Annotated in this window: 35 protein-coding genes; all 35 read left to right on the top strand. The window is 49.7% G+C overall.

Going from position 1 to position 26,290, the window contains the following annotated elements:
- Positions 1-42 precede the first annotated feature (42 nt).
- The 35 genes from J2Z18_RS10445 (at position 43) to J2Z18_RS10280 (ending at position 26,263) form a co-directional block, all read left to right on the top strand.
- Complete coding sequence (locus J2Z18_RS10445) at positions 43-300, top strand: hypothetical protein (protein ID WP_144866196.1); 258 nt, start codon at positions 43-45, stop codon at positions 298-300.
- Positions 300-2,294 (top strand): coiled-coil domain-containing protein, encoded by a 1,995-nt coding sequence (locus J2Z18_RS10440; RefSeq protein WP_245255949.1) that lies wholly within the window; start codon positions 300-302, stop codon positions 2,292-2,294. The genes J2Z18_RS10445 and J2Z18_RS10440 overlap by 1 nt, the downstream gene beginning before the upstream one ends.
- Positions 2,295-3,359 (top strand): recombinase RecT, encoded by a 1,065-nt coding sequence (locus J2Z18_RS10435; RefSeq protein ID WP_210094673.1) that lies wholly within the window; start codon positions 2,295-2,297, stop codon positions 3,357-3,359. It begins immediately after the preceding gene.
- Complete coding sequence (locus tag J2Z18_RS10430; RefSeq protein ID WP_210094672.1) at positions 3,359-4,066, top strand: MBL fold metallo-hydrolase; 708 nt, start codon at positions 3,359-3,361, stop codon at positions 4,064-4,066. Before J2Z18_RS10435 ends, J2Z18_RS10430 begins: the two co-directional genes overlap by 1 nt.
- 181 nt (positions 4,067-4,247) lie before the next feature.
- The gene (locus tag J2Z18_RS10425; protein ID WP_210094671.1) at positions 4,248-4,451 is read left to right on the top strand and encodes a hypothetical protein; all 204 of its coding nucleotides are present in this window, start codon (positions 4,248-4,250) and stop codon (positions 4,449-4,451) included.
- The gene (locus J2Z18_RS10420) at positions 4,448-4,738 is read left to right on the top strand and encodes a hypothetical protein (protein ID WP_210094670.1); all 291 of its coding nucleotides are present in this window, start codon (positions 4,448-4,450) and stop codon (positions 4,736-4,738) included. Before J2Z18_RS10425 ends, J2Z18_RS10420 begins: the two co-directional genes overlap by 4 nt.
- A 22-nt stretch (positions 4,739-4,760) precedes the next feature.
- Entirely contained in the window at positions 4,761-5,762 is a 1,002-nt protein-coding gene (locus J2Z18_RS10415) for a helix-turn-helix domain-containing protein (RefSeq protein ID WP_210094669.1), read from the top strand.
- Positions 5,749-6,084 carry a replicative helicase loader/inhibitor gene (locus J2Z18_RS10410; RefSeq protein ID WP_210094668.1) on the top strand — a complete coding sequence of 112 codons (336 nt, stop codon included), beginning with the start codon at positions 5,749-5,751 and terminating at the stop codon, positions 6,082-6,084. The genes J2Z18_RS10415 and J2Z18_RS10410 overlap by 14 nt, the downstream gene beginning before the upstream one ends.
- Positions 6,062-7,486, top strand: coding sequence for a replicative DNA helicase (gene dnaB, locus J2Z18_RS10405; protein WP_210094667.1), 1,425 nt, complete (start codon positions 6,062-6,064; stop codon positions 7,484-7,486). Before J2Z18_RS10410 ends, dnaB begins: the two co-directional genes overlap by 23 nt.
- Positions 7,487-7,507: 21 nt before the next feature.
- Complete coding sequence (locus J2Z18_RS10400) at positions 7,508-7,666, top strand: DUF6906 family protein (RefSeq protein ID WP_007132791.1); 159 nt, start codon at positions 7,508-7,510, stop codon at positions 7,664-7,666.
- Positions 7,666-7,848 (top strand): hypothetical protein, encoded by a 183-nt coding sequence (locus J2Z18_RS10395; RefSeq protein ID WP_210094666.1) that lies wholly within the window; start codon positions 7,666-7,668, stop codon positions 7,846-7,848. The genes J2Z18_RS10400 and J2Z18_RS10395 overlap by 1 nt, the downstream gene beginning before the upstream one ends.
- 134 nt (positions 7,849-7,982) lie before the next feature.
- Complete coding sequence (locus J2Z18_RS30770) at positions 7,983-8,111, top strand: hypothetical protein (protein WP_276824937.1); 129 nt, start codon at positions 7,983-7,985, stop codon at positions 8,109-8,111.
- Positions 8,108-8,650 (top strand): hypothetical protein, encoded by a 543-nt coding sequence (locus J2Z18_RS10390; RefSeq protein ID WP_210094665.1) that lies wholly within the window; start codon positions 8,108-8,110, stop codon positions 8,648-8,650. Before J2Z18_RS30770 ends, J2Z18_RS10390 begins: the two co-directional genes overlap by 4 nt.
- Positions 8,651-8,826: 176 nt before the next feature.
- Entirely contained in the window at positions 8,827-9,480 is a 654-nt protein-coding gene (locus J2Z18_RS10385; RefSeq protein ID WP_210094664.1) for a hypothetical protein, read from the top strand.
- A gap of 96 nt (positions 9,481-9,576) precedes the next feature.
- Positions 9,577-10,104 (top strand): hypothetical protein, encoded by a 528-nt coding sequence (locus tag J2Z18_RS10380; RefSeq protein WP_210094663.1) that lies wholly within the window; start codon positions 9,577-9,579, stop codon positions 10,102-10,104.
- A 2-nt stretch (positions 10,105-10,106) separates the two neighbouring features.
- A complete protein-coding gene (locus tag J2Z18_RS10375) occupies positions 10,107-10,373 on the top strand; it encodes a hypothetical protein (RefSeq protein ID WP_210094662.1) in 267 nt (88 codons plus the stop codon).
- Between the two features lie 2 nt (positions 10,374-10,375).
- Positions 10,376-11,152, top strand: coding sequence for a hypothetical protein (locus tag J2Z18_RS10370; protein ID WP_245255927.1), 777 nt, complete (start codon positions 10,376-10,378; stop codon positions 11,150-11,152).
- A gap of 54 nt (positions 11,153-11,206) precedes the next feature.
- Positions 11,207-11,542, top strand: coding sequence for a hypothetical protein (locus tag J2Z18_RS10365; RefSeq protein WP_210094660.1), 336 nt, complete (start codon positions 11,207-11,209; stop codon positions 11,540-11,542).
- 6 nt (positions 11,543-11,548) lie between these two features.
- Positions 11,549-13,384, top strand: a complete 1,836-nt coding sequence (locus J2Z18_RS10360) for a DNA cytosine methyltransferase (RefSeq protein WP_210094659.1) — start codon at positions 11,549-11,551, stop codon at positions 13,382-13,384.
- Between the two features lie 490 nt (positions 13,385-13,874).
- Positions 13,875-14,537 (top strand): dUTP diphosphatase, encoded by a 663-nt coding sequence (locus J2Z18_RS10355; RefSeq protein ID WP_210094658.1) that lies wholly within the window; start codon positions 13,875-13,877, stop codon positions 14,535-14,537.
- Positions 14,538-14,613: 76 nt separating this feature from the next.
- Positions 14,614-15,021 carry a YopX family protein gene (locus tag J2Z18_RS10350; RefSeq protein WP_210094657.1) on the top strand — a complete coding sequence of 136 codons (408 nt, stop codon included), beginning with the start codon at positions 14,614-14,616 and terminating at the stop codon, positions 15,019-15,021.
- Positions 15,018-15,569, top strand: coding sequence for a hypothetical protein (locus tag J2Z18_RS30375; protein WP_198015071.1), 552 nt, complete (start codon positions 15,018-15,020; stop codon positions 15,567-15,569). Before J2Z18_RS10350 ends, J2Z18_RS30375 begins: the two co-directional genes overlap by 4 nt.
- Positions 15,559-15,732: a hypothetical protein gene (locus J2Z18_RS10340; RefSeq protein ID WP_210094656.1), complete on the top strand. Its 174-nt coding sequence runs from the start codon at positions 15,559-15,561 to the stop codon at positions 15,730-15,732. The genes J2Z18_RS30375 and J2Z18_RS10340 overlap by 11 nt, the downstream gene beginning before the upstream one ends.
- A 99-nt stretch (positions 15,733-15,831) precedes the next feature.
- Entirely contained in the window at positions 15,832-16,323 is a 492-nt protein-coding gene (locus tag J2Z18_RS10335) for a hypothetical protein (protein WP_210094655.1), read from the top strand.
- 771 nt (positions 16,324-17,094) lie between these two features.
- Positions 17,095-17,733 carry a hypothetical protein gene (locus J2Z18_RS10330; protein ID WP_210094654.1) on the top strand — a complete coding sequence of 213 codons (639 nt, stop codon included), beginning with the start codon at positions 17,095-17,097 and terminating at the stop codon, positions 17,731-17,733.
- Positions 17,734-17,969: 236 nt separating this feature from the next.
- Entirely contained in the window at positions 17,970-18,425 is a 456-nt protein-coding gene (locus J2Z18_RS10325; RefSeq protein ID WP_210094653.1) for a hypothetical protein, read from the top strand.
- A 57-nt stretch (positions 18,426-18,482) separates the two neighbouring features.
- Positions 18,483-19,022, top strand: a complete 540-nt coding sequence (locus tag J2Z18_RS10320; RefSeq protein WP_210094652.1) for a hypothetical protein — start codon at positions 18,483-18,485, stop codon at positions 19,020-19,022.
- 67 nt (positions 19,023-19,089) lie between these two features.
- Positions 19,090-19,932, top strand: coding sequence for a phage terminase small subunit (gene terS / locus J2Z18_RS10315; RefSeq protein ID WP_210094651.1), 843 nt, complete (start codon positions 19,090-19,092; stop codon positions 19,930-19,932).
- The gene (locus J2Z18_RS10310; RefSeq protein ID WP_210094650.1) at positions 19,929-21,197 is read left to right on the top strand and encodes a PBSX family phage terminase large subunit; all 1,269 of its coding nucleotides are present in this window, start codon (positions 19,929-19,931) and stop codon (positions 21,195-21,197) included. Before terS ends, J2Z18_RS10310 begins: the two co-directional genes overlap by 4 nt.
- 31 nt (positions 21,198-21,228) lie before the next feature.
- Positions 21,229-21,369, top strand: a complete 141-nt coding sequence (locus tag J2Z18_RS10305; RefSeq protein WP_210094649.1) for a hypothetical protein — start codon at positions 21,229-21,231, stop codon at positions 21,367-21,369.
- A gap of 110 nt (positions 21,370-21,479) precedes the next feature.
- Positions 21,480-22,919: a hypothetical protein gene (locus J2Z18_RS10300; RefSeq protein ID WP_245255926.1), complete on the top strand. Its 1,440-nt coding sequence runs from the start codon at positions 21,480-21,482 to the stop codon at positions 22,917-22,919.
- On the top strand, positions 22,919-24,784 hold the full coding sequence (locus J2Z18_RS30370) for a phage minor capsid protein (RefSeq protein WP_245255925.1): 1,866 nt from the start codon (positions 22,919-22,921) through the stop codon (positions 24,782-24,784). The genes J2Z18_RS10300 and J2Z18_RS30370 overlap by 1 nt, the downstream gene beginning before the upstream one ends.
- Position 24,785: 1 nt before the next feature.
- Positions 24,786-25,004, top strand: a complete 219-nt coding sequence (locus J2Z18_RS10290; protein WP_210094647.1) for a hypothetical protein — start codon at positions 24,786-24,788, stop codon at positions 25,002-25,004.
- 35 nt (positions 25,005-25,039) lie between these two features.
- Positions 25,040-25,870 carry an ATP synthase mitochondrial F1 complex assembly factor 1 gene (locus tag J2Z18_RS10285; protein ID WP_245255924.1) on the top strand — a complete coding sequence of 277 codons (831 nt, stop codon included), beginning with the start codon at positions 25,040-25,042 and terminating at the stop codon, positions 25,868-25,870.
- 15 nt (positions 25,871-25,885) lie between these two features.
- Positions 25,886-26,263: a head decoration protein gene (locus J2Z18_RS10280; RefSeq protein WP_210094646.1), complete on the top strand. Its 378-nt coding sequence runs from the start codon at positions 25,886-25,888 to the stop codon at positions 26,261-26,263.
- Positions 26,264-26,290: the final 27 nt, after the last annotated feature.

Below are 26,290 nucleotides of genomic sequence, written 5' to 3'. Positions count from 1 at the left end.
ATACCAGATGGGGGCAAATCACACAAGAGGGAGTGATCTAACATGGGAGCAGCGATGTCGCTTGATATTACTGGCGAACGCATAGAAACCGTGGTGCAGCCCCAGAGAATGTATACGCCGACGATCCTGTCGGTTCGTGCTAAAAGTGGCACAGTAGAGATTCATTGTAACGATGAGCAGTTGGCTGAGATCGAATATGCGATCCGCCAGCATTTCGAAAATATGAAATATCCGGAGAAGCCCGAGCCAACGGTCCAAGACGTCGGTCTCGAGTATTCCGTTAAGGAGGAAATCGCTTGATGAAGATTGTCCTGGAGCGCCTGACGTTCCGTAATTTTAAGGGATTCCGTGAATTCGTTCTCGACGCCAACGGCGGGAATGTGGATGCCTTTGGTGATAATGCAACTGGCAAAACGACATTGTTTGATGGCTTCACTTGGCTTTTGTTCGGAAAGGATAGTGCCAATCGGTCCGAACAGAAGTTTGAAATAAAAGAGCTGGACAAGGCCGGCAAAGTTGTACGGCATGGCCTTGATCATGAAGTTGAGGGAGTCCTTCTGGTTAACCAGCGACGCCGAACATTCCGGAGAGTGTTCAGTGAAAAATGGACACAGAAACGGGGATCAGCCACATCTGTATTCGACGGCCATACAACCAATTATTTCGTCGACGGGGTTCCTGTTAAGGAAAAAGAGTACAGGGCCGAAGTTGATGCATTGATCAGCGAGGATGTTTTCAAGCTTCTCACCAGCCCTTCTTATTTTAACGAGGTGCTGAAGCCGGAGGCCCGCCGAAAAGTACTGCTAGAGGTATGCGGAGATATGACCGATGCGGAGATTATCGCCAGCAACAAGGAGCTAACTCCACTGGCAGCGATCTTGGAGGAGCGATCCGTTGAAAAGCACAAGCAGTTGATTAAATCATCGCTTGCGGAGATCAATAAGGAAATAAAAGAGATCCCGACAAGGATCGACGAGAAATACCGTGACATGCCGGATGTCTCCGATTTGGACGCTGAACTGCTACAGGAAGACATCGACACCTTGCGCGGCAGGATAGACGCTAAGACCGCGGAGCTGCAGCGTATCCAGTCCGGGGGCGAGCTGTCGGCCAAGGAGATTCTTCTACGCGAGATCAACGCTGAACTGACGGACATCAAACACAGAGTCCAAGCAGATGGCTTGCAAGCCGTGAACGAGCAAAGAGAACGATTGATGCAACTGCGCGGCGAAGCATCCGAGTTGCAAGCGCGAATTTCTGCCGGGCAGCGTGAGATTGAACAGTACAAGCGGCAAATCGCAAGAGCTGAGAGCCAAGCGGAACGGCTGCGGGAGGAATGGCATGCTGCTAACGGGTTGGAGTTCCCCGCCCATGAACATCAGCATGACGATAATTGCCCGACATGCGGACAAGCTCTCCCTGCTGATCAAGTACATGCTGCGAAGGACAAGGCACTGGCTGACTTCAACGTTTCCAAATCCCAGCGGCTTGAACGTATCTCTGCCGAAGGTAAGGCCACTGCAGAAGAAGTCAGAAAGCTCAAACATTGCATGTTTGATCTAGAAGAGAGTTTGTCCGTTCTAGAGACCAAACTGACGGTGAAGCAAGAAGAAGTATCCGCAGCTGAAGCAAAGCTAGGCGACCTGCAGGCAGCCATTTCCGATCCGGCCGACGATCGAGAGTATCAAGCCAAACAAAAGGAAGCCGAGATTGTACGCTCTGAAATTGAGCAGCTTCGGTCCTCAGCATCCGATGCTGCAAGCAAGGTTCAAGCCGAAATCAGATTGCTAAGGGATCAAGTCAGCGAGCTCGAATCGGATAAGTTGAAAATTGCTGCAGCAGCTGCGATTGAAAAACGAATCGCCGAATTGACCGAACAGGAGCGCAAACTGGCTGCCGAATACGAGCGGCTGCAGCATGAGCTCTACTTGACGGAGGAGTTTACGCGGACCAAGGTTTCCGCACTCGAGTCCAAAATTAACAGCAAATTCAAATACGCCCGGTTCCGGCTGTTTGAAGAACAACTCAATGGAGGCCTGAACGATGTCTGCAAGACGCTTTATAACGGCGTTCCGTATGACGGTGGCCTTAACAATGCCGCTCAGATCAATGTCGGTCTGGACATTATCAATACCCTCAGCGAACACTATGGTTTTATCGCACCAATCTTCATTGACAACGCTGAATCGGTTACGCAGTTGATCGACACCGAGGCGCAGCTGATCCGTTTGGTCGTATCCGAGAAGGATAAGAAGCTACGCGTCGTAACCCAAAACATGCAGGAGGCGATCTAATTGACTACCCAAAACCAAGCGGCTGTCACCAAGAAAGAGCCAACTCAGTCCGAGAGGTTCATGACCAAGGTTATAGCCGAGTTCGGTTCTAACGTTGGTGAAGTGGCCCTGACGAACTTTCAAAAACGACTCGCTCAGAACTACTTTGTCGCCTTGGACGCGGTTCTAAAGTCTACTGAAGAGAAACGGCTGAAGAAATCGGAACGATATCGGGATCCGCTTCCGGTCACCTGGAACAATGTCAATATGGAAAAGCTTGCGCGGGATGTTGTTGCCTACGCCAGAATCGGGTTTGATCCCTCACAGCCTAATCATATCAGTCTGATTCCATTCAAGAATAACAATACAGGCAAGTACGACATTGGATTCATTGAGGGGTATCGGGGGTTGGAGCTCAAAGCTGTAAAGTATGGGCTGGACGTTCCGGATCACGTCACGGTTGAACTCGTTTATTCTAATGATTATTTCAGACCAATTAAGAAGGATGCCAATCATCCACATGAAGGGTACGAATTTGAAATTAAGAATGCTTTTGATCGCGGGAAGATCGTCGGGGGCTTTTACTTCCATTCGTATACCAAGAACCCGGAAAAGAACAAATTGGTCATGATGACCATCGCTGAAATCGAGAAGAGGAAGCCGGACCATGCCAGCCCAGAATTCTGGGGTGGCGAGAAAGACAAATGGGAAAATGGCCAGAAGGTCGGCAAGGAAAAGGTCGAAGGCTGGTACGAGAAAATGTGCTGGAAGACGGTATATCGGGCCGCCCATAGTGATATCACCATTGATAGTCAAAAGATTGATGATGATTATCTCCGACTGAAGCAAATGGAGAGTGATTTCGCCGAATCCGAGGTCAATGAGGAGATTAGAGCAAATGCCAATAAGAACGTCATCGACATTACGCCTCCTGCGACAACTGAAGCTGAACCGGAGCCGGAACAGCCAAAGGAAACAACTCGCTCATCTAAGAGCAATGTAGAACCGGCTGGACAAGGAGAAATGGATTTCGAAATCCATCCGGATGATATTCCTCCGTTCGGCACTGAGGGGCCTGATTTCTGATGATCGACATTCAATGCCTCGGCTCCAGCAGCGCGGGTAATGCCTACCGGATCTCGGACGGGCATACCGCTCTCCTGCTGGAGGCCGGCTTTCCTTTCAAATCCCTGCAGCGAGCTTTGAAGTTTCGCATGACTGAGATAGCCGGCTGCCTTATCACCCATGAACACATGGACCATAGTAAGGCCGCTCGAGACGTTATGAAGGCGGGGATCAACGTTTATACCAGCCAAGGGACAGCGGATGCCAGAGGACTCTCCGGGCATCGTCTGAAGGTCATCAAGGCATTGGAGCCGTTTCATGTTGGCACCTGGTCGATTCTCCCCTTTGACATACAGCACGACGTCGAGGAGCCACTAGGGTTCCTGCTGGCCAATACAGCCGGAGACAAGCTAGTCTTCCTGACGGACACCTATTATTGCCGACATCGCTTCCGGGATCTAACCCACATCATGGTGGAATGCAATTATTCGATGGACATCGTAAGGGAACGGGTGGCGTCCGGCCACCTGCATCCAGGACAAATGAAACGACTGCTGAAGTCGCACTTTGGTCTGGAACATGTAAAAGATTTCTTGAAAGCCAATGATACCCGCAAAGTCCAAGAGATTTGGCTATTGCACTTATCGGATGGTAATAGCGATGAGGAACGTTTCAAACGAGAAATTCAGGAAGTGACTGGAAAGATGGTCCGGGTGGCCGGGCGATGATCGACGGCAAACCTTTAATGCGCAGCATGATGGGCGAGCGGATCTGGAGCTTAATGCAATCTGATCCGGAAGAGTTTAAGCGGGAGACACGCGCGTATTTCGCTCGAGGCTATCCCGGGTGGACTGTAGTGAAAGTTAAATACCCGATCGTATACCTTCGGGACGAAAGGGGGCGTCAAGGTTGAGTGAGCCTGTGCAGTTAGATCTCTTCGGAGATTACGAGGAAATGTCCGATCAGCCGGCCTTAAACGGAATGTATTACGAACGGGCGACTGGGAAGTTTGTCTCCTTCGTCTGCGGGCGCCGGTACTTTGAGATAACGTACGGCCAATGCTTGGGTGACAAAGAATGGAAAGAGAGAATCAAGAAGGAGCGTGCGATATGAACCAAATCAATGAAATGACAAAAGAGGAGCTTCAGCAGCGTACGAAGGAGATCGTCGATTTTCTTACTGAAAAGAACGAGGAGGCGAAGAAGGCGGGGATTGATCAGCACGGCCATTTCTATACTTCTGTTGCCTTTACACTCGGCTCTTTGATCGGATTTGACTTTGAGCCTCAGGGGTACGGACCCATGCTAGGAACTATGCTTGATTCCCTTACGGATGGGCTGCAGACAGGCGCCCAGAGCAAGGGTGTAAAAGGAACCTTCATCAAAGTCGTAAGAGATTGAATCCTAGTTAGGGGATGAGCGAATGCCCGAAGGCAGTTACCCTTTTCCGATGTACTCCGGATTACTTGAGCCAAGACACTACAAAAACATAGGCAACGCGATATGGCTGTTCCTCTGGTGCATCAGCTCCACCACTACTGAGGAGGAGAAGGAGGGGACTGTCTGGGGATTTGTTCTTCGCGGGAAGCCTATGAAACTGTCTGAGATATCAGGACATTTCGGAGTTAATGAAAAGACAGTTAGTCGCTGGTTGGACACCTTAGAGCAACACGATTACATACGAATAACCAGAGCTCCACGCGGACTGATCTTAGCAGTTAAAAATTCAAAGAAATACACGGACAGAAATGTCCGATCAGTCGAAAGTGATCGGACAAAAATGTCTTATCACCCAGGCGGTGAAGAGACAAAAATGTCCGATCATGGGAACAGTGACAAGACAAATTTGTCTGATCATAGCACCTGTGATCAGACAGAAATGTCCGATCATCTGCCTAGTGATCAGACAGAAATGTCCGATCACAACGAAATTTTACCGAGTGATCGGACAGAAATGTCTGATCTAAAAGATATTACTACTACTACTCCTATTACTACTACTGACAGGGAGTGGTTTGAGGATGAGTCTGGGTTAACATCTCGGGCTGACGGAATGATCGCCATTTTAAACGCTTATTGCAAATTGCATGGCAAACTAGATTTTCACGTAAAACCACGTGAACGCGAAGCCATGGGTAGGATGGTCGCCGGGGGGATGCCGGTACCCTTTACCATCTCAACTATGGAGAGCCTGCTTCAGGCCAAGCGTATCCGTGAGGGCAGTGAATTCAAGTACCCGACGAGCTTTTTATACTACGTGGATGGAATCAACGAAGCTTGGCGCAATTCCCAAACTACCAGTCTGCCGATGGCTGGAGTCGCCCAGGGAAAGCCAGAGCAACCGAAACGAATGAGCAAGCAGCAGCAGGCTCTTGAGGATTTAAGAAGACGAGCAAGGGAGGAACGACAGCGTGAACAGAGCTGAGGTAATCGACCTTTTCATCGAAATCAAGCAAGAGTACCCATATTTTAACGACAGCGACGACGAGGTCGACCGCCACTACAAATATCTCAAGGATTTTCCATTTGAAGCAGCTTTGCGTAATGTCGAGCAGCACATCAAGACAAGTAAACGGCCGCCCGGTATCTCAGAAATCAGAGGTAGCCTCGGCGAACAGATCGAGCGTGACCGCATGAAATCCTACACGCAAGAGTATTTTGCCGAGCGTGCTCGGGCTAAACAAGAAGCGTGCCCACCGCCGCCAGGCTGGAAGGAGTCTATCTATGCAAAACTCGGACGTGCTTAACATGATCATGCCAGAAATGCCGCATGACTTGGCTGCTGAGTGCTCAGTGATCGGGGCTATCTTGGTGAAGCCAGATGTTTACGAGCACGCCGAAGCCCTAGATCCTAAAGCATTTTATCGCAAAGAGCATCAGATCATCTTCGGACGGATGGCAGAACTTGCAGAGGAAGCCGAGCCAATTGATATTGTGACACTGGCTTCCCGGCTGCAGAACAATGGCGAGCTGGAGGACATTGGAGGCGTTAGTTATCTCTCGAAATTGGCTCATGCCGTGCCGACAGCGGCGAACATCGAAAGCTATGTTGCTTCCGTAGAGGAGAAGTATTTGCTGCGAGAGCTTATTCGAACGGCTCAGTCCCAGATCGCCGCGGCAACGGCCGGGGGAAGCATCCAAACCATTGCCGCGGAGATGCAGACGGCCGCAGCCAAGCTAACGGATCGGGCAGCTCCCAAACAGGATTTCAAGCGTGTCAGAGATGTTTTGATCGATGTCATTGAGTCGACCGAGAACAAGGCCGAAGTGTATAAAACCGGGAAGGTTACCGGAATCGCGACAGGATACACGGACCTCGATGCCATCCTTGGGGGCTTGCAGAATAGCGACTTGATCATCGTGGCAGCCCGGCCGTCGGTCGGGAAAACAGCTTTCGCCCTGAATATCGCTCAGAATGTGGCCACTCGTGTCCAGGAGCCAGTTGCTATTTTCAGTCTGGAAATGTCCGCTGAGCAGTTAGTCACTCGGATGGTCAGTGCTGAGGGCATACTCGAGGCGAGCAAACTCCGGATCGGGGATATGGGGGCTGAGGATTGGACAAAGATGGCGAATGCTGCCGGCGTCCTCGGCGGCAGCAATATCGTAATCGACGACTCACCAGGCATTACGGTCCATGATATCCGCTCGAAATGTCGGCGCCTTAAGAAACAGGAGGGACTCGGTCTGATCGTGATCGATTACCTGCAGCTGATCGCAAGCGTCAGCAAGGGCAGAGGGGCGGAGAACCGGCAGCAGGAGGTATCGGAGATCTCCCGGACGCTGAAGCACTTGGCCCGGGAAATGGATGTTCCGATCATCGCACTTTCCCAGCTCAGCCGCGGTGTGGAACAGCGGCAGGACAAGCGTCCGATGATGAGCGATCTTCGAGAATCCGGATCGATCGAGCAGGATGCGGATATCGTGGCTTTCCTGTACAGGGATGACTACTACGACAAGGAATCCGAGAAGAAGAACATCATCGAGATCATCATTGCGAAGCAGCGGAACGGTCCAGTAGGAACCGTCGAGTTGGTCTTCCTGAAGCAGTTTAATAAATTCGTCAATTACGACCGGGTTCATATGGATCCTGGTCCACAGCCACCACGTCAGCACAAGGTGGTCAATATGGAGAAGCGCCAATACGCGTAAGCCAAAGGAGGCTAATGGGAGATGAAGAACGGAAAGCGGCCGACGAGGCGGCAGAGAATTGAAATCAAAGATCGGGGACTCAACCCTGAAAACTGGCTCGTAGAGCGAGATACACCTGCAGCTATGGTCCTGATTCATCGGTACACTGGCAGCTCGCGGACGATCCGGCGGGGTGCGTGATGAGCAGGTGGAGTCACTGGCACGTTTACGAGTACATGAGGCAACGGTACATTCATACCGGCATGGTGCCCGATCAGCAGGAACTGCTCGCCGAATTTGCTGACATGGAGCTCGCTCTTATCGAAGAGGGCGTGAAGGAATTCAATCTGGCCATGTCGATCGGGGGTCGGTTATATGCATAGCGAGGCCTCGATTGATCCGTTTTTTCAAGAGATACCATGGGAAATCATATACGATCATGACGGCAAGCAGATAGGAGAGGTTTTCGTGCTTCGTGGCTGGTCGAAGTCCAAAAGAAAAAGGAGGGCCAAGAAACGTGGAAGTACGAGAAGAAATCAAAAGGGTTATTGACGATCTTGAAACGAAGGCGGAGGTCGTAGATGACGAGGCAGCTGCGGCAGCTTATCGGTACGCAGCCGAAGAGCTGAAGAAGGTGGGGATATGAACCGATACGTCGGTGTTGACCACTCAACCAAAACAGGGGTCGCTATTTTGGACCCGGACGGGAATGTCTTGAAAAGGATCGAGATCCAAGCGGATGGTGCGTTAGATGCTGGCCGGATTAACGATGTCGTTGTCCGGACACTCCGGTTAATCCAGCCAACCGACAAAGTGGCCATTGAAGGATTCTCTCATGGGTCGACAGGTTCGTTTGTGGGACAACAGTACGCAATAGGCTGGGCAATCCGCATTGGACTGCATGTGCGAAAACAGAAATACATCGAGGTAGCTCCTACCCAGCTCAAAAAATTTGCAACTGGAGTAGGGAAGGGATCAAAAGACGATTTGATCTTGCCTATATTTAAACGCTGGGGGTTTGAACACCCAAGTGATAACGTCCGGGATGCTTTCGTCCTGGCGCAAGTCATAAGAGCTATTCATGAGCCTGTAGAGCTTACCAAGCCGCAGCAAGAAGTCATTCATAACATTATAAATCCACCAGCAAAGAAGCCGGCCAATAAGAAAAAGAAGAGAGGAAAGTGATTGATATGGGGAAAGATTTTGCGAAGCTTACTGGAGAATTAGCGAAAGGCATCAAAATTGGGGAATCGTCTATTGAGATTAAACTGACCTTCCCACTTAAAGCAGCATTACCGCATTTGGTCTTCTTAAGTAACAATCAAGGTGAAGAGCTCAATGTATTCCTTGGGGATCCGCAAATGTCATTCGATTTTGATGAGGTGGATGACGACGCGTATAAGCTTTACACGGGCGGCCGCCGAGTGACTGCGGATGCTTCCGGCGTGGTGACATCGGTCGAGCAGCCTGAGAAGGATGAGAACCAGGCGGAGCTGAGGCTTGATGAATCGGGAACAGGAGAAGAAGCAGATCGTGGCGAGGATCAGGCTGGAGATCCGGAAGGGGAGCCGCCGGCAGGAGACACTCCGGCAGAAGATGGCGACGAGCTAAGTGACTATGAGAAGGGAATTATGGGTGAGGAAGGATCCGATCTTCCGGAATGGATGCAGGGATCGCAAGACGGACATTCCCCAGGTGATCGGGAAATGAGCTTCGAGGATACTGATCAGGACCCGGGGGAGGATGTCGTTGCAGCTGCTAACGATGAAACCCAGACCGCTGGCGATGTCGAGATCACTCCGGAAGAATTGGAACAATACATCCTTTCCCAACGTCCATCCTTCCCGGATCTTCAGCTCGACTTCCCAAGTCTCTTCGAGCGTAAACGGAAGGATGGAGTGACCTGGAGGGAGATCGCTAAGGAAGTGGGCATGACCTCTGGGCAATTGAGCGGCAAAATCTCCAAGTACAAAGAAGAGGTCAAAAAGGCAATGATGAGCCACGGCGTGGCCTAAAAATAGATGCAAGCAAGCCCCGGTCGAAGCTGACCGGGGTACCTAAATACATGCTTCTTGCAGAACGTCAGTTCCTAGAATGGGGGGGAAGAACCTGTGAAGGTTTATGACTACTACATTACGCCGGCTGAATATGAACTGGCCGCCCAAAATGGAGTTTCGAGAGAACTTGTGAATCATCGAATCCGCGGACTCGGATGGGACAAGGATAGAGCGGTCATCACCTCGCCGCGGAAGACGACCATCCATCGTAAATGGTTGGAGATTGCTGCAAAGAACGGGATATCTAAAAGGCTGTATTTCAAAAGAGTTTACCGTGGTTGGTCAAAGCAAGAAGCAGCTACGAAACCAGTTATGAGCACGAAAGAAATAATCAAAAATCTAGACAACTACAGAATCAAGCTTTTTGAACCCGAGGACATCCAGGAAGCCGCTCGGAACGGTATCTCGTACGAGACATTCCGAAAGAGAGTCAGGGATTGCGGGTGGACAGTTGAGGAAGCGAAGACAAGACCGCTTTACACGCCTACAGAACGCGCATCAAAAGGGGCGCGCGCCGTCAGAAGAAAGCATGGCAATATATTCGCACACGTTTATCAGAAGAAACTCTCGGGGAGGAATTAACGGTGGATGAGCAGACTCGCAGACGAGTATTTCAGAAGGTGAAAACCTTCAGTAATCATAAATTCTGGAACTGGATGAATTACATGCATAGCAGAGCTTATGCAAAGGCAGCACAGCATTACGAAGAAGCGATGGGGATTGTTCTGCAGCCGAAACAAGCAGCCGCAGTTAAATCAAAAGCCAAGGAGATCCGCGAGAAATGGGACGGGATGTCTACGATCACGATCGACGATACCGAGGGAACAGAGTTCCAGTCGTTGGGGGTGTGAGCGTGGGGAGAGTGCCTAATTGGACGAAAGAGGAGATTGATTACCTTCAGGATCAATGGGGAGTAACCAGCATAAAGGGGATATCAACCCGGCTGGGTAAAAGCATCAATGCCGTAAAGCTTAAAGCTCAACGTATGGGCTTGTCCGATCCGCGGATGAACTTTGACGGTATTACAGTCTGCCAACTAGGGAAAGCCCTTGGTCGAGAATATACTATCGTGAAAAACTGGATCAATCGTTATGGAATGCCTGCTAGAAAGAAGCTGTTTGCTCAAAGTGCGAGAGTCTGGGTTATCTCCTACGCAGATTTTTGGAAATGGGCAGAGGAGCATAAGGAATTACTGAATCTAGCAAAAATGGAGCCTGGGACAATTGGTCCGGAACCTGAATGGGCAAAGATAAAACGCAAAGCCGATCAATTGCGATCTCAGAAAACATGGCAATCTATTGACTGGACGCCTGCAGAGGATCAGAGACTCGCCCAAATCCTGAAAACCGAAATCACCTACCCAGATTTAGCCCGTATGTTTAACCGATCGGAGGCATCCATAAAACGACGGATCCATGATCTTAATCTCAAAATGCGACCGGTGCGCTTGAACAATCGGATTAAATATACACCAGATGAGGTACAGACGCTGCTACGTATGGCTCAGGAAGGTTATTGCTATGAAACCATTGGCCAGACCTTAGGAAAGAGTGCGCTGGGTGTCCGCGGCAAATTGGAGCGGATGGGGTTTGATTTCAAACGTCGAAGACTTCGTGAGGTGGCAAAATGAGCAAATGGATCGGAAAACCCTCGCCCAAAAGTCAGCGAACGGAGGGATACGATAATGCCGAATAACAAAGGATGGTTTACCAAGGAAGAAGTTTTAGAAACGGGATTACCTTACTACAACTCAATATCTAAGCGTTGGACCGATACACCATATCCATTTGCGGTGTTGCTTACTAGGAGTCGGTGCGCTGCGTTAAAGGTTCCGGTCCTGAGAAGCGGCCGGGAAAAGCCATCTGCATTCCGTCACATTGCCTTAGCCGGACGAGGAACAAATGATGATAAACGGTACCGATATGCTCCTTTATACGATCGGACAGATGCATATCACCTTATTAAAGATCAATTGTACCCACATGAGATTATGGGGGATCCGCAAGATATGGAGGAATAAGAAGGAATGACCGTGATACGAGAAATCATTGTAGATAATTTCGCTGGTGGTGGTGGAGCAAGCACAGGAATTGAAATGGCAACCGGCCGCAGCGTGGACATTGCCATTAACCACGATCCCGCAGCGATCGCTATGCACAGAGCTAACCATCCAGAGACGGAGCACTATTGCGAAAGCGTATGGGATGTTGATCCCCGGGAGGTCACCGGCGGGCGTCCGGTTGGGCTGGTTTGGCTATCTCCAGACTGCAAGCACTTTTCCAAGGCCAAAGGCGGCAAGCCAGTTGAAAAAGGAATCCGCGGGCTCGCTTGGGTGGCCGTCCGATGGGCTGCGACAGTCCGGCCGCGGGTCATCATGCTGGAGAATGTTGAGGAATTTAAAACCTGGGGGCCGCTGATGAAAGACGGGTATCCGGATCCTGATCAGAAGGGCAGGACGTTTAACTGTTTCGTGAATGCGCTGAGACGGCAAGGCTACCGAGTTGAATGGCGAGAGCTGCGGGCATGTGATTTTGGAGCCCCGACTATCCGCAAGCGTCTTTTCTTAGTCGCCAGGTGCGATGGTCGCCCGATTGTCTGGCCGGAGCCGACGCACGGCGCGCCTGACAACCCGGAAGTGCTTGCAGGCAAACGCAAACCGTGGCGTACTGCTGCGGAGATCATAGACTGGTCGATTCCATGCCCGAGTATTTTTGAACGGAAGAAACAGCTGGCTGAGAATACAGAACGGCGAATAGCGCGAGGACTGCAACGTTTCATATTGGAAAACCCCAATCCGTTCATCGCTCCATTCGTGATCAAGGTCAATCATCACGGTACGGACTTCCGGGGGCAACCAATCGATGAACCGCTGCAGACAGTGACAGCAAAAAACGGCTGGGGAATCGTAACTCCCTACATCGCCCGGATCGGCCAAACCGGATTCGGAGAGGACCGACTCCAATATAAGGCCGAAGATCCACTGACAACCGTGACAACGAAGGCAGAGCACCTGCTTGTAAGCCCTACGCTTATCGAAATTGGATATGGCGAAGGACCAGGCCAAGCGCCAAGGGTGCCGGGTCTCCATAAACCACTTGGAACGGTCGTCTCCGGTGGGAGAAAGCATGCACTGGTGGCAGCATTCCTTGCACGACATTTCGGAAATTCTGTTGGCAGCAGCATCGATGATCCGGTAGGAACAGTGACCGCTGGCGGTGGTGGTCATAGCGCTCTAGTGACGGCTCATATAACGAAATTTCGAACGGGCGCTACGGGCCACAAGATGGACGAATCCCTGCACACAATCACAAGCGGAGCAGGGGCAGCCAGACCGGCCGGAGCCGCTCACACGCTGGGCCTAGTTACATCACATCTGGTCAAGCTGCGCGGCACCTGCCAAGACGGACAGCCAACCACTGAGCCGATGCCGACGATCACCGCCGGCGGGATGCACGTCGGGGAGGTTCGGGCTTTCCTCCTCAAATACTACGGCAGCGCCGACAACGGTCAGCAGCTGGGTGAGCCGCTCCATACAGTCACCACAAAGGACCGCTTCGGCTTGGTAACCATCCATGGCGTTGATTATCAGATCGTCGACATCGGCATGCGGATGCTTGAGCCGCACGAGCTGTTTGCCGCCCAAGGCTTCCCGCCGAATTATATCATCGACGTCGACGCCGACGGCAGGAAGTATTCCAAGAGCGCGCAAGTCGCCCGCTGCGGTAACGCCGTACCGCCGCCGTTTGCAGAAGCTTTGGTCCGCGCAAATCTGCCGGAGCTCTGCACTGGATCCGGAAATGCTTTGACAATTGAACGGTACAAAGAGGCGGTCGGCGCCGGACAAATGGAGTTTTCATTGTGAATCAATTGATGCTCGACCTTCAGCAATATGGTCCATGGATCGTCACCCATAAAGGTGATCGCTCATGCCGACTACTAGCTGATCGTCATTACTCCCGGCAGCGCCCGGGACATCCGATGTTCACAAGGCCAGGACGCAACCTTGTCCTCCGCTCAGCTGCTGGTGACGCTGTATGGGTGACATGGTCAGGGGTAAGGGATGACGGCATGGATGCCTGGGAATGCACACTCTTCCGAAACGAATCAAGCATCCGAAGTTCTGAAATGATTCGTTTCGCCGTGACGGCAACGGTTGCAGAATGGGGTAAGCCGCCGGCAGATGGAATCATAACGTATGTGGACGGAAGAAAGATTCGCAGCACAAACCCAGGATGCTGCTTCAAGGCTGCTGGTTGGAGAAGGATCGGGAAAAGCAAGCATAGAGGTTTGATATTACTGCAATTTATCCAACGGGAGGTTAGTCCTCCCTGATATAAGGAGAGATGAACGGTATGACGTTAACCTTAGAGCAAATGTACGAAATGCAGAAGGAGCTTGACGCCAAAATCATCAAAGAGAAGGGGCTGGAAGGGCAGGACCTGCTGCAGAACACCGTGCTGGCTCTCCAGGTAGAGATTGGCGAGCTTGCGAATGAATGGCGCGGATTCAAGCATTGGAGCAATGACCGGGAGCCACGGACAGCGGTTCAAACGGAATGCACGACCTGTGAAGGCAGTGGTGATATAAATTGGCCTTCAAGCCGTTCGTTCTTATTGGAGGGTCAAGAAGGACTACCTTATGAAAAATGCAGTGATTGCGGAGGAAGTGGCGAAGGAGATCCAATTAACTTGTTACTCGAAGAATACGTCGATTGCCTGCATTTCTTTCTGAGCATTGCCCGGCAGCTCGATCTCCCTGCCGCGGATCTGTATGCACCGGGTCCAGATGAAATAGTGAAAGGCAGTACGGCATATGTGTTCACCGAAATCCTTCATCATGTTGGTGGTGTGGGTCTTCACAAAGACCCACATATTCGCAAGACATCCTTACGATTAGGGCTTTGGATTTTTTACTCACTCGGTGAGCAACGTCTGGGGTTCACCTTTGATCAGATCGCAGAGGCATACGCTGCCAAGAATGCTGTGAACCATCAGTGGCAGGCGAACGGATATTGAGGAGGCATAGACAACATGGTACTCAAAAGCTCGGGAACCGCTGGGACAATTCTGATCTATTGGAGGTTGAGAAGGTATGGGACAGTTCAAATTTCGCGTATGGGATAAGGAGTTGCACAAAATGCATGTTTGCGGCGAGGACATTCATGACTCTATTTCCTTTGATGAAGACGGAACGGCTTTTTACTACAATCTCCAGAATGGCTGCGGCAGCGGCGGCGAAGATTCAGAATATGTTTTGATGCAATACACTGGCCTGGATGACATTGAAAGCAAAAACATATTCGATCGAGACCTGGTAGAGATCAAGGGACACCCGTTCCAGGGTCCGAACATGCAGGTCGACGGCATATACGAGGTCGGATACAACGATCGCATGGAATTATGCTGCGGCAGCTGGCTCCTGCATCGGATGCTCCATTACATCACGGTGATTGGGAATATCTATGAGAACCGGGATCTGCTGGAGGTGCCACATACATGACGGAGGAAATAGCCGAACAGCTGAAAAAGAATCGCGAATATATGGGACAACTCTTAGAGCGAAATATAATAGGCTCGATTCTTTACAACATGTATCGCCTGGTAGATACCGTAGCAACCGAATCGATAGAAGAAATCGAGCGCCTACAAGCAGTGAACAATCACTTGAATGGGATCGTGCTAAGTTGTACGGCTGATAACGAACGGTTCCGTCGCTCACTCGCTGACGGCATGCGGCAGCCGGCTCCAGTGAGTAATCAAGCCAAATTTATAGACTTGGAGCTGGCGCTTTTAAGAATGTGGTCTGATGCCGGTATCAAAGAAATTTACAAGTACAAGAATAGAATCAAAATTTACAAGCGGGAAGGATTGGGTAGATTCGAATTGTTCTACGACCTCTCCCAAGCTATGTTTACGGACGTGGAGGATACGGCGAACGGTGACGACCTTTATGCTGAAGAATACAAGGTAAGTGTTGATATGCTGATCAAGAATAGGATATCGTCTGACCCCACAGTTGAGGATGGAGGTGAGTCAGATGCTGGATAAAGGGAAGAGTGAATTCTGGCCGCCGGAGAAGCTGGCAGCACACCTCAAAGCGATCGGAGCAGACAAGCCGCCTGAACCCAGAAACAGCGGTTTGAAATATAAGATCACCGCACCGCGGAGAGGGTACCGGAACAAGTATCTAAAGCGCGGAGGCGAGTATTAAGACTTATAAATGAAAGACCCCCCTAATCCTTGGCCGGTGCGGGGGTCAATCGGTAATATATTCCTCTCAATAATTATAGCATAAAGGGGATTGAGGGGAATGGCGATAGCATGGGTACAGGGTGAGCTTTTCAGCAACGCTTCAAAGGCAGAGATCCAGCAGACGGAATTCTACCTCAGTAAATTCAAATCCATGCAGATATTCATGAGCGATTTCGAAAATTATCAGAAAGAAATGGCTCAGGTTGCGATCGATGGGGAAGCAGCTCGCCGAATTGATCAGGAGGATCTGCACGCAGACAAGACGGCTAACGCTGTAATAATGATGGAGAAACAAAAATGGGTTTACGCCCAGTATAAAACAATTTCGACGATGCTCCTGCGTGCCCACAGTCAGATTCTTGATGAAGAGGTCAAGCAAGTAATCGACATTCGATTTCTTCAAGGGTACAGCCGGAAGGAAACGATGTTGTTCATAAAGTGGGGAGTTGCACATAGCACGGTCGATCGCCGCATTAAAGAGGGCATTAGAACAATGGCCAACGTATTGAAAACGATGGGATTCTTCGAAGTAATAAGCAAAGAATTTTGACGACAATGTGGGGAAAAACGGGGAATCTTGAAGACCACATGATGAATCTACCGTGTTACGATAGGAGCATAGAAAAAGGCGAGAATGACACGCACGAGTCGCATGAATGCGGCAATGTTACCGGGGCGTACCTCTTCTCGCTTTTTTTATGCCCACGCTCGCCATCGAAAGGCAGAGAGCAGCTTGAAGCCGGCAATGCCGACGGGCGACTTGCTGCGTGGGCAACCATTATCAAAACAGTGAGGAAAATTGATATTTAACGAGGTAAACAGGGGTTTATAATTATTATTTCGTTATTTCACTTTTGACTTGTCTTTTTATTGCTCGTTAAAATGGTCTTGTCACACGTATCTAGTTACAAAGTACGGATTCTTTTAATAGCAAAGAGCGCAGCGTTTTTGCTGCGGCCGGCACGGGCGCCACTGCTCTCACGGATCTCTTTGCAGATATGAACTGAATATATATTCCGAAGTCGTTCCTTCCCGGAACGGCTTTTTTATTTCCAATAGGAGCGTGACGGTTTATGAAATGGATTCAATGGTTGATCAGAGTGACAGCAGGCAGCTCACCACGAAATCGAGAGGAACGACGACATGGCCGGAAAACGTAATAAGCTGCAGCGACCACGTTATAAACCAAAGCAACCAGATAAATGTAAAGGGTGTATATGGGGTGAGTGGACGGGAACGAAGCAGTTCTGTAGTAGACCGAAATGTTCAAAAGAGGTAAAATAACCCTTGATTTAATACTAAACAGAGAGGGATACCTTATATGGAAGACATTGATTATTTAGGTCTATTTATCATTCCAGTAGCAACTGCAATTCTTACAACAGTGGCATTGATGATTAAAGAATGGTTTCAAAGTAGAAATACCACTAAAAGAGCACTTACTGAGAAAAAGTTGGTTGAACTTTATAATCAGTTGTACAGTATTGTCATTCGTTACGAAGGTAGATTGCAATTCACGTATCGCAAGGAGGTTTACGATATTGATCCTAATGGAAAGGAAAAATATCATGAAATACCAGAAGCTGAAGATCCTGAAGTTTGGGAGGAAGCTATTCAAAAAGCCTCAGATGAAGTATACAATAAGATTCACTTATTGGAGTACGAAGATCTTATATTATGGATTAAGGTTGAAAATGGTAAGCAAGAAGAATACGCACTTGAAGATCATTCAGTAAATAAAGCTTTATCTTATCGAGATTTCAGTAAAAGTGTTAAGAAAAGTTATGGCCGATTATATAACGAATTTCATTTAAGCACCCGACAGAGGAAGAAAACGAGAATAAATGAACTAAAAAAGAAATTGAAAAATTTAAAGCGAAATCCGTTTCCTACGAAAGAAGAAAAAACTAAACAGAAGAAAGCTTTAAAAGAAGAGATTAAGAAGATCAAGCGGGCGTAGGCATCCTTTGGGGTGCTTTTTCTTTTGCTCATATATGATGAAATGTGAGCCATTTTAAGGTAGGGACAATTTTGCGCGGAAGGGATGGAGCGCGAGAGCCGAAAATGGTAGAGAAGGGGCACAGCGTTGGCACATGCCTCGATTAGTCGTGCATTCATATTAGAAACCAACTCAACTCAAATAATTGAAAAGGGAAATGGCTCCTTTTGTCGAAATATAATGCGAAGGAGGCGACAATGGTAAAGTATGAGCTTGGGAATATCGCAGATTGGTTGTCCGCTATTGGAACTATTGGAGCGGTAGTAGTGGCATTGTATTTGGCAAGGAGAGAGTCGAATCCGCGAGCGTTTGTTCAGGTTGATTGGAGTTATGAGGTCGACGGAGTGTTAACTATCTCACGAGAACCAAGTTATATAAAATGTCGAATTGTTAATATAGGAATAGTGCCTATTTATTTATCAGAGTGCACTATCTTCATTAAAAAGAGAAAAATGGCTTTTGTGCATGGAACTCATCTTGTGAATAAGACAATTAGACCAGGAGAATTGTATGAGCATACTTTCAGTTATAGTTCGGTAAAATCCTTCTGCATAAGTAATGGGGTAAAACACTTAAATACTAACATTTATTTTCTTACTCCAAGCGGGAAAAAATTTAAAACGAAGATCAAAACTCAATTCGAAAGCGGATAACTAGTGGCAAGAATTAATAACCACGTTGGTGGAATTTTAAAAGTTGGGTGAGTCTCTTTGAATGATGCAATTTTAGGGGCATTAGTGTCAGGGCTTGTCGGTGTAGCAGGTGTATTGATCGGAGGTACATTGACTTATAAATTAAGTCATCGATCTGAAAAAATATTGATAAGAAAGAAAGTTGTAATTGAAAAAATTCAGGAAACACAACATGGATTGTATACCATTGCGAAAGGATTGGGCACTTTACTTGTTAGTGTGACGCGGTGTGAGAATCAAAAAATTAGCAAAGAAGAGTTGCTTCGGATATCCGACCAGATCCAAGAAGATGGAGGAGCAATTACTCGAAGTATTAGAGTAAATGAGGTTTTTCTAAAAAAATACAGTCCTCTTATTAATGACTTCATAGATCAGACAGCGGTATTCCATGAATTAATATACTACGTATATATTGACCCTGATCATCCAGGTAAGTGGAATTATACTCCAGAAGAGCTCTCTTACACACATATAGAATCTTTGATTATGCAAGCAGTCAATTCTGCTATGAAGATCAAAGAAGAATTGGATAGACAAATTGAAATTGAATTAAAATAACCATGGTATTTAAAGTGACGACCCTCAAGCGGCCGTCCTTTTTTTGTTGGGGGTGGTGATAGTGTAGATGGCAAGAGAGAGAAGTCCCGACCGGGACAATGCAAAACAAATGTGGCTAGAGAGCGGCGGGACGATGAAGCTTAAAGACATCGCCGCCGCTCTTTCTGTATCCGATACACAGGTCCGAAAGTGGAAGTCCCAGGATAAGTGGGCTGCCCAGCTGAAAGGTAACGTTACCAATGAATCGAAAGGTAACGTTACCAAACGCGGCGCTCCCAAAGGAAACAAGAACGCTGTTGGAAATAAGGGAGGTGCGCCGCCTGGTAATCAGAACGCCAAGGGGAACCGAGGCGGCCACGGAGGCCCCGAACGAAACGATCATGCTGTGACTCACGGCTTCTTTCGTAAATTTCTTCCGGAGCGGACCCTTGAGATCATGGAGCAGATCGCTGAGCGAGATCCGATCGACATGCTCTGGGATCAGATTATGATTCAATATACAGCGATCATTTCAGCTCAGCAGATCATGTTTGTAGAGGCTAAGGACGAAATGATAAAGGAACTCAAAAAGCAAAAATCAACAGTGTTCGGCGGTGACGATGGCGGGTATGCTGAAGAAACAGAATGGGAATTCCAATTCGCTTGGGACCGCCACGCAACATATCTGACTGCCCAGACCCGAGCTATGGCCGAGCTACGAAGCTCGATCAAGCAGTTTATTGAGCTGGCCAACGATAATGACGAGCGTAGACTTAAGCTTCAACAGATGCAGTTAAACATTGATAAGACGAAGGCTGATGTCGAGAAGGCGACAGCAGAAGCTGAAAAGCTCAAGAAGGGAACGGCCGGCAAAGAACCGCTGCATATCATCGTTGATTACGGTGATGACAAAGAGGATGATGCATCATGAGCGCCGCAGCTACAGTGAAGGTACAGTTCAACGCTCACTTCAAACCTGTTAATCGATCTAAACGCCGCTATCGTGCACTTCGCGGAAGCGCGGGCTCCGGGAAATCCGTCAATATCGCCCAAGATTACATCCTGAAGCTCGGCGACCCGAAGTATGCTGGCGCGAATCTCCTGTGCGTCCGAAAGGTTAATGAGACGAACCGGAACAGTACCTTCGCCGAACTCACCGGCGCGATTAACCGCATCTACGGAGAGCGGGCCGAAGAATACTGGGAAATCCTCCGCTCGCCGCTGACGATACGCAGCAAAGTGACCGGGAACGAAGTCATCTTTCGCGGCATGAACGATGTGCGGGACCGTGAAAAGGTCAAGTCCATTAACTTTGCCCATGGCAAGCTCGTTTGGATCTGGGTCGAGGAAGCAACGGAGCTCCAGGAATCTGACGTCGACATCCTCGATGACCGGCTGCGGGGCGTGCTGCTAAATCCGAACCTGTACTATCAGATCACGTTCACATTCAACCCGGTTTCGGCACAGCACTGGATCAAACGGAAGTATTTCGACCGGGAGAGCCCTGACGTGCTGACGCATCACTCTACCTACCGGACCAATCGCTTTATCGATCCCGCATATTTTCGCCGGATGGAGCGTCGGAAGATCGAGGACCCTGAAGGTTATGCGATTTATGGCGAGGGTGAGTGGGGCGAGCTGGGTGGCCTGATTTTTAAGAATTTCGTCATCCATGATTTCGATACGTCGTTCGAAATGTTCGACAGCATGCATCATGGACAGGACTTTGGCTTCAACCATGCGAATGCGATTCTCACCGTCGGCGTCAAAGATGGTGAGTTTTTTATTTGTGACGAAATCTATGTCCATGAGCTTCCGACAGACCAGATCATCGAAATTGCGGATCGCAAAGGGTTGAGCAAGTACCTTACGATGTACTGTGATTCCGCCGAGCCGGACCGCATCCAAATGTGGCAGAACGCTGGTTACAATGCCACACCGGTTGTCAAGGAACCTGGAAGCGTCCAGGCACAGATTGACTATCTGAAGCAGCGGAAGATACACATTCATCCGGACTGCGTGAACACGATTAAGGAAATTCAGCAATGGTCATGGAAGAAGGACAAGAAGACAGGGCTGTACCTAGATGAGCCGGTCAACTTTATGGATGATGCAATGGCTGCGCTTCGGTATGCGGCAGAGCCGCTGCGGCGTCCTGAGATGCTCTATGCAAACCAACGGCCTGCAGGCTGGTAATTTGGTATTATGGTGAATGGAGGTGCTTGCTGTGAAAGTTTCAGAGTTAATTGACTGGCTCCAAACCTTGGAACCGGATTGGGAAATTTTCTATGACGATGGCAGCCAAAACGGCGAAGAGATTAGTCACATCAGAGTGGATGAGGATAATAGACAATATACATTAGAGTGAGCTGCTCAGTTGAGCGGCTTTTTATTTTGCCTTGAAAGTAGGTGATGAACCTGACAATCATATATACCAAAAAGAGTTTCCCGCCGCCGCCATTTGATCAAGAGATCAGCATGATGCTGTATTACCGGTTGCTGTATGAAGGCGAGCACGCCGAGATCTTCCCGAGGGCCCGCTCTGTCGTTACAGAAAAGCGTTACGTTCACCGCCGTGTTGGCGTTCGATCCTGGCGTAAGGTCGAAAAGGTGTTCAGCGCCGATCATCAATACATCGTGGCCAACTTCAGCAGCTTGGTCGCCGAGGTCCCTGCTGATCTCCTGAACCGGTCGCTCGGAAACATTTCTGCTGATACGGAGGAAGGTCCGGAGCTGGAGTTCGTATCTTTAGTCGTGACCGCCAGTAAGCCGAACGAGAAGATCTGGGCGGCTGTCACGCAGCATCAGGTTGACGGCAGGGTGGCCTACCGCATACGAAGGAACGAGGCTGGGGCGGTGTGGTTTGAATGGATCCTGGGAGACCATTATCTTCCACATGATGACGGCCACGGCGCGGATGTCGTATGGTTCGAAGAGTGGGGCAACGAAAATCGCAAGGACCGATTCCTTCGTGTTGAGCGACAACGACTGGAGGCCGAAGGGCTCACCATTCAGCAACTTGTCTTCAAAATGGATGGCGATAATGTGGGAGACCAACTCGAAATTGACCAATACGCTTCGGATTACGAGTTGGATATCCCGGAAGACGTTGAGCTTACAGGTGTAAACGAGCTGCTCTGTGGGATGGTCACCAATGACGAGATGCTCACGTATCCGCGGGGCCGGTCCGCACTCCGGAACATTGACGGGCTCCAGGAGGAGATCAACTGGACGATAACCCGGGATAGCATCGTGTTTGATAAGCACGGTAAGCCGAAACTCGCTATTCCCCGAGCACTGTGGGACACGGTTGCATCTCAGAATCAGCGGGACTATGGCGGGCGATTCGTACGGAACGCCGACCTAGAGGTCGTATCCTATGACGACAAGACGGGGGCGGTCCCTATGTATATTACTTGGGACGCCAAGACGCAGCAGAGCTTCGAACATGTCACTCGGCTGATCAAGTACATGTTAGCCATCAGTAAAACGTCACCACAGGCTGCCGGCCTCGAGGAAGGAAAAGGTGAATCCGGAGTCGCGCTCCTTTATCTCTGGATTCAATCGGTGATCAAGGCCGAGGCAATCAAAGACAAGTTTGATGCGGCGATCAAGGCTGCCATCCGAAAATGTATGATCCTCGAGAATGCGATCAGCGGGCAGAGCCTTCAGATAACCGATCCCGTGGTCGAATGGGGTGAGCTTCTGCCGAAGGCTAATAGCGAGAAGGACACAGAAGAAATCGAGAAGTATGCCGGCGGTGTGCAGTCGCTGGAGACTACGGTTCGCCGGATGCATCCGGACTGGTCCGAGGAGGCAATCATGGCCGAGATCCAGAAGATTCAGGACGAGCAGACGGCTGACTCGATGAGCCCGACCTTTACTCAGCCGCCGCGAGTGAATCTAGGTGGTAGCTGATGGCTGACACGGACAAGCTGATCGCACTTTACAGCCATACTGGCGAACGGCTACTTGAGCTAATCCGTACTCTTGAATCCGGAAGTTATACCCGACGGCGGAAGGAGCGAATCCTGAAGCAGATCGACGAGATCCTTGCCGAGCTGACGGACGGTGCTGCGCAAAGCATGTCCGAACTGTTGGCAGAGTCGTATAAAGCCGGATCCCAGGAGGCGGCCAGCAACTTGATCGCTCAGGGAATGCCGGAGAACCAAGTCAACACCGCCCTTGAACCGATCATCCATCAGCAGGCCGTGCAGGCGATCATGGACGATGCCTTCTTCCGGATCCTCGAGGCGACCGACAATATGTCCCAGGACGCGAAGCGCCGCGTGGAGGAGATTGTGAGGACCGCGACGGAGCGTATGCTGACCGAAGGCGTTAGCCGGCGAGAGGCGACCAATGAAGCCGTTGCCAAGATGACTGAGCAAGGCATCACGGGCATTGTAGCCAAGAACGGTGCGCGGATCCCGGCGGATAAGTACATGAACGGCGTCGTTCAGTACAATCTCCGCAAGGCCCACGTCACTGGAGCCGAGAACACGATTGTTCAAAACGGTCTTGACCTGGTCTATGTGAACTATGTGGGGATAACCTGTGAATATTGCGCGAAATATCAGGGCCGCGTGTACAGCATCAGCGGAAACGATTCACGCTTCCCAAAACTGGAGATCCGGCCGCCATACCATGCTCATTGCGTCCATTCCATTAGTGCCTGGATCGAGGAGTATCAGTCACCTGATGAGGTGGAGCGGATGCTGGTTGCATCGAACCGGCCTTTTACCGATAACCGCACCGAATCGAACATCCGGCGATACAACGAGATCCAGCGGGACAAGGCCCGGAAGAATGAAACACGAAAGCAGTGGTTGCGGTACAAGGCTGTGTTGCCAAACGACACGCCGGATCTGAGGACATTTGCAAGACTTAAGGCACGCAACGCTGAAACATATCGTGAACTGCAGGGGAGCTATCGCCAGGCAAACCGAATTATTAACGAGCGAAACAATCCTTTTCGTTCTGCAGAAAGTGCATCTATTCAGCGGTTCGAGTCGTATATTCAAGGAGCGGACACGTTCTATCGAAAAGACTTTGCTGAATTGTTGCTGAATAAAGCAGGTCTCGGACATATCTCTGTCTCGATCGATCAAAACTTGAATGCGAATGGCGCGTGCATGATCAATTTCGGTGGAGAGCGTGCAGACGTGTCTGCGTATCGATTGTTACGTGACGATGGCCGCCCTTTCGACTATCAAACTAAGACGGCGCTGCATGAGTTTTATCACGCGAACATGCATGGGTTAAAGCATGACGTTCATGATTTAGGCATGAAAGAGTGGCTCAAACTCGAGGAGACCGCGACAGAAACGGCTGCACACTTTATGGCCGATTTGGTTGGCGTATCAGAAAATCTGGCGTACTCTTATTCCGGATACCTGGTCGAGACGCTGCCTAAGCTTAAGCGACTGGACGAGTTTAGCGATGCCGTCACTGTTAAGGATTTCGGTAGGAAGTTTATGAAGTATCGATTTGACAATGATTTTAAAACGGCAGAGTGGGGACCGTTGAAAGATCGAGTCGATAAAATTACAATTGAGATGGAAGACTACGCTCAGCTTTACGAATCTTATGTATTCGAACATGAGGATGAGATTGTTGAGAAGATTTTTGATAATATCAGTGACTCGACGAAGCACTTCAATCGAGAGATCTATATCACTGCTATCAAAAACAGTCTTAATGCTGGGTGGAAGAATTACGATTTCTCACAACCCGGTTTTACGGACTCGCTGATCATTGCAATGAACGACGTGGGGGTGAAGTGACATGTATGAATACATGGCCAAAATGAAGAATCCAGACAATTGGTCGGCAATCACCAATATTATTCAACCGATTGTCGAGGGTGACATACTTAATGACGATGTCGTTCGTAAGAATGTGCGCTCCCTTGATAAGCTTAAAGAGCTTGGAGAACACGGTGTTTATACGGTTTTGGTTGAACGATTGAAAAATAGCCCTCTTTACGAAAAGTATCTGAAATGACGACCACCACGCATTAGGCGAAGGTGGTTTTTTATTTGAGTCGCTCAAACGAGCGGCTTTTTCTTTTGTCCAAACCGTGGCATGACGTAAAACTGCTATTCGAGGAAGCCTACCCGGGCATAAAACAGGAGGATGAAAAGATGTACGAGTATATCGCAAGACGTTTTCCTTTGAAATTGAACCTGCAGCTATTTGCAGCTGATGGCGGTGCCAGCGGAGGAGCAAGCGGCGAGGGCAGTGGCGGAGATGGAGCTGGGGGGAGCGGGGATGACGGCGGCGCCGGTAACGGCGAGAAGACGTTCACACAGGCGGAACTCGACCAGCTCGTGCAGCAACGTCTATCGCGAGCAGAAAAGGCTGCTCAGAAAACTCTAGCTAAGCAACTGGGTTTTGACTCAGTGGAAGCCATGCAAGCCGCCCTGAAGCCGAAAGATAAAGAGCAGGAGAAGGAATCCGGGAAACTTGACCCCGAGGAAATCGACCGTTTGGTTGACGAGAAGATCAAGGCGCGCGAGAAGGAACAGAATGACAAGACATTCAAGCGCTTGCTCAACGCCGAGGTTAAGGTGCTGGCGAATGAACTCGGGTTCGCCGATTGGGAGGACGCTGCGGCACTCGCCGATCTGTCAGCTGTGAAAGAGAACGACAAGGGCGAGCTGGAGGGCGTGAAGGAATCACTCGAAGCGCTGGCCAAGAAGAAGCCGCATCTGCTCAAATCGAAGCAGGGGGGCGGCCGGATCGGCGCCGATATCGGCGGCGGAAGCCCCGACGACAAGAAGAAACGGCAGGAAGAAATCATCAATTTAGCAAAAAGCCGAGGGACGATCGGCGGGCAAGCCGTGAATGACCCGTGGGCAAGAAAATAAGGAGGGACTATCAATATGAGATTGCAACCAAGACCGCGCGTTACTGTCCAGGACGAGTACGAAATTCTGGCATCCTTTGAAGTGGTCCGTGAGGTGACCAACGGGATCACGATTGATTCGGCAGCCGTTACTGCGGATGCTAATGGTGACAAGATCATCAAGAAAGGTATGCCGATGGCGAAGCTCGCCGCCTCCGGGAAGTTTGTGCCTTACGATCCTGCAGGCACCAATGGCAGCGAGAACCCAACCGTCATCCTGAAGCGTACGGTCAACGTCAAAGACGGCGATCATGTTGTTGGCGGGTACGAGGTGGCAAAGGTAATCGCAGACCGCATCCCGGTCACTGTAGATGACACGCTGCGCCAGAAGATGCCGCATATCGTCTTTGCCTAATATCCAAACACGGAAAGGATTGAACAT

The sequence above is a fragment of the Paenibacillus lactis genome, assembly GCF_017873605.1.
Lineage (GTDB): Bacteria > Bacillota > Bacilli > Paenibacillales > Paenibacillaceae > Paenibacillus_AQ > Paenibacillus_AQ lactis.
The sequence above is the reverse complement of the archived record's forward strand: the minus strand, read 5'-3'. Positions and strand labels throughout refer to the sequence as shown.

Coding starts and splice junctions, on each gene's coding strand:
- J2Z18_RS10445 (WP_144866196.1), top strand. CDS start 43: ATGGGAGCAGCGATGTCGCTTGATATTACTGGCGAACGCATAGAAACC.
- J2Z18_RS10440 (WP_245255949.1), top strand. CDS start 300: ATGAAGATTGTCCTGGAGCGCCTGACGTTCCGTAATTTTAAGGGATTC.
- J2Z18_RS10430 (WP_210094672.1), top strand. CDS start 3,359: ATGATCGACATTCAATGCCTCGGCTCCAGCAGCGCGGGTAATGCCTAC.
- J2Z18_RS10420 (WP_210094670.1), top strand. CDS start 4,448: ATGAACCAAATCAATGAAATGACAAAAGAGGAGCTTCAGCAGCGTACG.
- J2Z18_RS10415 (WP_210094669.1), top strand. CDS start 4,761: ATGCCCGAAGGCAGTTACCCTTTTCCGATGTACTCCGGATTACTTGAG.
- dnaB (WP_210094667.1), top strand. CDS start 6,062: ATGCAAAACTCGGACGTGCTTAACATGATCATGCCAGAAATGCCGCAT.
- J2Z18_RS10400 (WP_007132791.1), top strand. CDS start 7,508: ATGAAGAACGGAAAGCGGCCGACGAGGCGGCAGAGAATTGAAATCAAA.
- J2Z18_RS10395 (WP_210094666.1), top strand. CDS start 7,666: ATGAGCAGGTGGAGTCACTGGCACGTTTACGAGTACATGAGGCAACGG.
- J2Z18_RS10390 (WP_210094665.1), top strand. CDS start 8,108: ATGAACCGATACGTCGGTGTTGACCACTCAACCAAAACAGGGGTCGCT.
- J2Z18_RS10385 (WP_210094664.1), top strand. CDS start 8,827: ATGTCATTCGATTTTGATGAGGTGGATGACGACGCGTATAAGCTTTAC.
- J2Z18_RS10365 (WP_210094660.1), top strand. CDS start 11,207: ATGCCGAATAACAAAGGATGGTTTACCAAGGAAGAAGTTTTAGAAACG.
- J2Z18_RS10360 (WP_210094659.1), top strand. CDS start 11,549: ATGACCGTGATACGAGAAATCATTGTAGATAATTTCGCTGGTGGTGGT.
- J2Z18_RS10355 (WP_210094658.1), top strand. CDS start 13,875: ATGACGTTAACCTTAGAGCAAATGTACGAAATGCAGAAGGAGCTTGAC.
- J2Z18_RS10350 (WP_210094657.1), top strand. CDS start 14,614: ATGGGACAGTTCAAATTTCGCGTATGGGATAAGGAGTTGCACAAAATG.
- J2Z18_RS30375 (WP_198015071.1), top strand. CDS start 15,018: ATGACGGAGGAAATAGCCGAACAGCTGAAAAAGAATCGCGAATATATG.
- J2Z18_RS10340 (WP_210094656.1), top strand. CDS start 15,559: ATGCTGGATAAAGGGAAGAGTGAATTCTGGCCGCCGGAGAAGCTGGCA.
- J2Z18_RS10335 (WP_210094655.1), top strand. CDS start 15,832: ATGGCGATAGCATGGGTACAGGGTGAGCTTTTCAGCAACGCTTCAAAG.
- J2Z18_RS10330 (WP_210094654.1), top strand. CDS start 17,095: ATGGAAGACATTGATTATTTAGGTCTATTTATCATTCCAGTAGCAACT.
- J2Z18_RS10325 (WP_210094653.1), top strand. CDS start 17,970: ATGGTAAAGTATGAGCTTGGGAATATCGCAGATTGGTTGTCCGCTATT.
- terS (WP_210094651.1), top strand. CDS start 19,090: ATGGCAAGAGAGAGAAGTCCCGACCGGGACAATGCAAAACAAATGTGG.
- J2Z18_RS10310 (WP_210094650.1), top strand. CDS start 19,929: ATGAGCGCCGCAGCTACAGTGAAGGTACAGTTCAACGCTCACTTCAAA.
- J2Z18_RS10300 (WP_245255926.1), top strand. CDS start 21,480: ATGATGCTGTATTACCGGTTGCTGTATGAAGGCGAGCACGCCGAGATC.
- J2Z18_RS30370 (WP_245255925.1), top strand. CDS start 22,919: ATGGCTGACACGGACAAGCTGATCGCACTTTACAGCCATACTGGCGAA.
- J2Z18_RS10290 (WP_210094647.1), top strand. CDS start 24,786: ATGTATGAATACATGGCCAAAATGAAGAATCCAGACAATTGGTCGGCA.
- J2Z18_RS10280 (WP_210094646.1), top strand. CDS start 25,886: ATGAGATTGCAACCAAGACCGCGCGTTACTGTCCAGGACGAGTACGAA.